Annotated in this window: 7 protein-coding genes; 2 read left to right on the top strand and 5 right to left on the bottom strand. The window is 43.6% G+C overall.

Annotated features, from left to right (window positions below; all coding sequences use genetic code 11):
* Together ABYB02_RS14885 and ABYB02_RS14880 are read right to left on the bottom strand one after the other, a co-directional pair.
* On the bottom strand, positions 1-654 hold a 654-nt coding region (locus tag ABYB02_RS14885; protein ID WP_372763191.1), incomplete at its 3' end, for a CLCA_X family protein.
* Positions 655-664: 10 nt separating this feature from the next.
* The gene (locus tag ABYB02_RS14880) at positions 665-1270 is read right to left on the bottom strand and encodes a tRNA-uridine aminocarboxypropyltransferase (RefSeq protein ID WP_372763190.1); all 606 of its coding nucleotides are present in this window, start codon (positions 1268-1270) and stop codon (positions 665-667) included.
* Positions 1271-1404: 134 nt separating this feature from the next.
* Here ABYB02_RS14880 and ABYB02_RS14875 point away from each other — a divergent pair, with 134 nt between their 5' ends.
* A complete protein-coding gene (locus tag ABYB02_RS14875; protein WP_372763189.1) occupies positions 1405-1749 on the top strand; it encodes an Hpt domain-containing protein in 345 nt (114 codons plus the stop codon).
* A gap of 122 nt (positions 1750-1871) precedes the next feature.
* Positions 1872-3089: a pyridoxal phosphate-dependent aminotransferase gene (locus tag ABYB02_RS14870; protein ID WP_372763188.1), complete on the top strand. Its 1218-nt coding sequence runs from the start codon at positions 1872-1874 to the stop codon at positions 3087-3089.
* 57 nt (positions 3090-3146) lie between these two features.
* Here the strand turns inward: ABYB02_RS14870 and ABYB02_RS14865 are convergent, their stop codons facing one another.
* From ABYB02_RS14865 to ABYB02_RS14855, 3 genes are all read right to left on the bottom strand, one after another.
* A complete protein-coding gene (locus ABYB02_RS14865; RefSeq protein WP_372763187.1) occupies positions 3147-3614 on the bottom strand; it encodes a glycine zipper 2TM domain-containing protein in 468 nt (155 codons plus the stop codon).
* 16 nt (positions 3615-3630) lie between these two features.
* Entirely contained in the window at positions 3631-4251 is a 621-nt protein-coding gene (gene lpoB / locus ABYB02_RS14860; RefSeq protein ID WP_372763192.1) for a penicillin-binding protein activator LpoB, read from the bottom strand.
* 11 nt (positions 4252-4262) lie between these two features.
* Positions 4263-4671 (bottom strand): YcfL family protein (locus tag ABYB02_RS14855; protein ID WP_372763186.1); only part of this gene is annotated, 409 nt, incomplete at its 5' end.

The raw sequence follows: 4671 nt of genomic DNA, 5'->3' as shown, positions 1-4671 counted from the left end.
ATTTTTTATCTGCGGGTGGCTGGCAATACAGGCTTCAAAACACCGTGCTGCTAACTCCTCTGGTAAACTCATGTAATGCAGCTTGTGGGCTTTATCAAATGCAATACAGCGTTCTACAAAGGAGTTTGCCGTTAAGCCCTGTTGATCTAAAAACACCTGTTTATAAAACTCATTTAGCGCATGGTTCAGAGGGTGCGCTACCATAGCCGTGTTTGCTAACCACAATTTAGAGGCAAAACCAAAACGTGGCTTATTGCTAAATAAATGCGCGCTAATATGATGGTCAAAGGCATGAAACCACTCGTGGGCAAGCGCGCCTGCACCGGCATTTTTAGCTAACGCCAAGGTTTGACTTGCGGCATTATAATGCGCCTGTACATCTTTTTGCCCACCGTGACCAAAGGCAAAGTTAAGCTTCCCGCGCAGGCCTATGGCTGTGGGTGGCAAATGCAGTATTTGCGCTAAATCGGCCAGCGCATCATAAATTAAATTGGCACTGATAAAACGCTCTTCTTTCGTTACCCATTTACCGACGACCATAGATCTAAAACCAAAGGTGGTTCTGATATCACTAAAGTCAACTTGATCGTCAAAGCGGTAATCGGGCCCTTGGCGGTTAAAACCGCGTTTAAGTCGAGATTGATAACGATGCATTACAACCGTTTCACTCGTTTGGCGCGAAATAACGGGCTTTCACGTGTGGCGGCATTAGGGCAGTTTGTTTATCTATTAACGCATCCAGCAAGGCATACAGCGGGGCGGGGTTAAGCCCTTCTATTAGCTGTAAGCTATGAGCAATGGCCTCAAGGGTTGACAGGCTATCGGCGCGCGGCGCTTTGCGTATAGCATATTTATTTTTTGGTAATTGCTTAAAACTTACCGCGGTGAACTGTTGCAACAGCGGCGTGAGCTGTAATATTTTGTAAGCTTTTTTCCAGGTACCATCAATCACAATTAAATGCGTTATTGGCTCAAGCGCACTGAGTGCCGGTTTATCATCAAGAAAAATAGCGTGTTGGTGTGGGTACAGTAAGACCGTGCTACGGCTTGGCAAGCTATTAAGTTGCGTAAAGTCAGCCTCACTCTCACCGTGAATTATTTGGCAGTTGGTTAAACTGAGCGGTAATAATTTAGCGGTGTTTTTAGTTACTTTTTGTTCGCTAGGGTGCTGTAAAATAATGACCTTAACGTGATTGTTGAGCAAGCTAACCGCCGCACATACACAGCTGTTAAGTGCAAAGTTACAAACATTACAAAGAGAGCGTGCCATTTTAACTACTTATCGGGTGATTGTGTTGCTGCTAATTATACATTTATAACGTAATTAAGTTGGCTTATTTTACGCTAAGCTATAGAGTGTTATAAATTAATATTGAACGATAAAACATGTTTTAAGGATCAAAAATGTCTGAAATAAATATCAATGAATCAGCATTGGAAAGTATGGAGTCGCTATTGGGAGAGCAGTTTGCAGTTACCTTAGAGTTTTGCTGTAGTGAATTTGAACGATTAGGCTCTGAAGTGCTTGCCACAATTGGCCACGATAAAGAAGCCTCAATACGCCATGCGCACAGTTTAAAGTCGAACGCGGCGCAGTTTGGCGCGGTTAGCTTAGCCGAAGTGGCCGGCACCATAGAGCAGCAGCTAAATAATGATGACCTAGCAGCTGCTATCAGCGCTTCTCAGCAATTAATGACGCAAGTAACTGGCTCACATACGTTACTGAAGAACTGGTTAGCAGCGCGATAATTGAGTGCTACAGAGCACGCGTGAGGTGTTGAATTTTTTTCAGTTTTAAGCCACTAAATTTACTAGTGTTTTACCTCTTTACTACGCTATTCTAGGGGTTCTCTTGCCCGTTAGAGGTTGTAATGTCAGAAATAAAAAAAAGTCATAAATTAGACGGTGTCTGTTATGACATTCGTGGACCGGTTTTAGCACAAGCTAAAAAAATGGAAGACGAAGGTCAAAAAGTATTAAAGTTAAATATTGGTAACCCAGCAGCTTTTGGTTTTGATATGCCAGAAGACATGCACCGCGATATCATTCGCAATTTATATTCAGCCCAAGGCTATTGTGATTCAAAGGGGCTTTATTCAGCGCGAGTTGCTATTTATCAGCATTACCAGCAACGTGGGTTACATAACTTAGACGTCGACAAAATTTATATTGGCAATGGTGTGAGTGAACTTATTCAAATGGTGACTCAAGCCTTGCTCAATAATGATGATGAAGTGTTGATCCCGGCTCCCGATTATCCACTGTGGACCGCGGCGGTTAAACTTGCTGGGGGCAATCCGGTGCATTACCTGTGTGATGAAGAGCAGGATTGGTTTCCGGATATTGCCGATATCAAAAGTAAAATCACCTCAAAAACCAAAGCACTGGTATTGATCAACCCCAATAATCCCACTGGGGCGGTGTACAGTGATGACTTGCTGCTGCAACTCATTGAGCTTGCGCGTGAGCATAACTTACTGTTATTAAGTGATGAAATTTACGAAAAGATTTTATATGACGGCATGAGCCATTCGTCAATTGGTGCCTTGTGTGATGATGTACCGATTATTACCTTTAATGGCTTAGCGAAAACGTACCGTGCTGCGGGCTTAAGAATGGGCTGGATAGTATTAAGTGGCCGCACCTCCGTGATGGCTGATCTGCGTATTGGTCTTGATATGTTATCGTCGATGCGTTTGTGCGCTAATGTACCTGCGCAATACGCCATTCAGCAAGCACTTGGTGGCGTACAATCGATTGATAGTCTGATAAACCCAGGCGGGCGCCTCTATGTACAACGCGATATAGCGTGGCGCGGTTTAAATGCGATTGATGGCATTAGCTGTAAAAAGCCTAAAGGGGCTTTGTATGCGTTTGCTAAAGTTGACACGGCGAAGTTTAATATTAAAAGCGATGAGCAGATGATGTACGACTTACTCAAAGCAGAAAAAATATTACTGGTGCATGGGCGCGCATTTAATTGGCCAGAGCCCGATCACTTTAGATTAGTATTTTTACCAAATAAAGACGACTTATCAGACGCGATGTTGAAAATGCAGCGCTTTTTTAAAGATTATCGTCAAGCTTAGCTCTCGCAGAGCAAAAAAACGAGCCCATGAGGCTCGTTTTTTCATTTACAGCAGCCGCTAAAAGGCTTTGTCTACACGAACCGTGTTATCGGTTAAATACACTAATCGCACATTATCCCCTTTGTTAAAGCGCATCATGGGATCTAAGTCTTGCACCACCATATATTGCTCGCCGTTTTCTACTTGTATTAGTAGTTCAACAAGGTGAGATTGTTGATAATAGTGCTTTTGTTGTTGGTTATGTGCAACATTACCGCCAATCACTGAGCCTAAAATAGTTGCGACGGTGCGTCCACTACCGCCACCGAATTGGTTACCGATCACCCCGCCAAGCAAGGCGCCACCAAATGTTTTCCAGCCACTGTTTTTATCTCTGATCAGCTCTTGCTCGGTAATATTACGTACCGACTGAACATCACCAAACAACACGTGTTGTACGGCGACCGCTTTATTGCGCTCGTATTGCGCCAGGGTAGGCGCACTAAAAGTGACTAATGCACAGATCAATAGTGTGAGTGTTTTCATCGCTAACTCCTATTGGCTACCAGCCAAAGGTTGATTTTTCTTTGGTTTTACGGATCTCTGTTTCGTCAGCCCATTCTACTAAACCGCTTTGCATATCCATTAAGCGCATCGTGAATTTATAGTAAACGTCTGATTTATCAGCATTTGACTTAACAATGCTCGATAAGTTGCCATACAGCATATATTGCGCACCAATTTGTTTCCCAAACGCCACGGCAGATGCAGGATTAACTAACGCATCTTCATTTTGAAATTTAAGTTGCTCACGTACCGCTTCAACACGTGTCATATCAACAAACCTAAATTTACCACTGCGGAGCAACTGCGTAGAAATAGAATCGGTGATTGACTCTGTGTCTATGTGTTCACTGGTTTTGTTTTTGATACGCTCAACGAACACCACTGGGCGTGTATTTGCGGTCATTGTGCCCACCACCGGCGAGCTTAACAATGAGTCGGTCATTTGACTGGCGACGCGTTGTAAATCGGTTGAGCCAAAATTAACATCGGTGGTTTCTACTGCTTGTGCATCGCCATAACTGACGACCGCTTTATTGGCACAGCCAGTTAATACTAAAGCCGTTAATCCCAGCAGTGCGGCGTTTGATACGGTTGTAAATTGTTTGCTTATATTCATCATTTGTTCCTTTATTCTTTAAATTCTTGGGCGTCAGTTGATACGGCTGTTACTGCCAGTGAAAACGTTACCGCATCGGGGCTAGGTGCTAAAGCGGGTAATTGCACTTTTGCAAAACCAAACAAGGTAATCGCCTGCCAAGGGGAGTGGTTACCCTTAATAATAAAGCCATCTTTGTCGTACCAATTAAATTGATATTGTAAATACTGTGACTTTTTATACAGGCTACTCAGGGTAACAACAACGTCAGTTAACTGATTGGTTTGCCGTGTTTTAACATCGCTGATCACCAACTTTTTACCAAGCTCTGGGTTATCAACGCGCAGCTGTTGGTTATATGTGTGGTTACTTTGCTGCAGCGTTATGCCCGCGGTGTCGGGTCTGCCGCTGCAGGCACTGAGCAGCATAAACGCAATTAAT

It is taken from the genome of Pseudoalteromonas sp. (assembly GCF_041613455.1).
Taxonomy (GTDB): Bacteria; Pseudomonadota; Gammaproteobacteria; order Enterobacterales; family Alteromonadaceae; genus Pseudoalteromonas.
The sequence above is the reverse complement of the archived record's forward strand: the minus strand, read 5'-3'. Positions and strand labels throughout refer to the sequence as shown.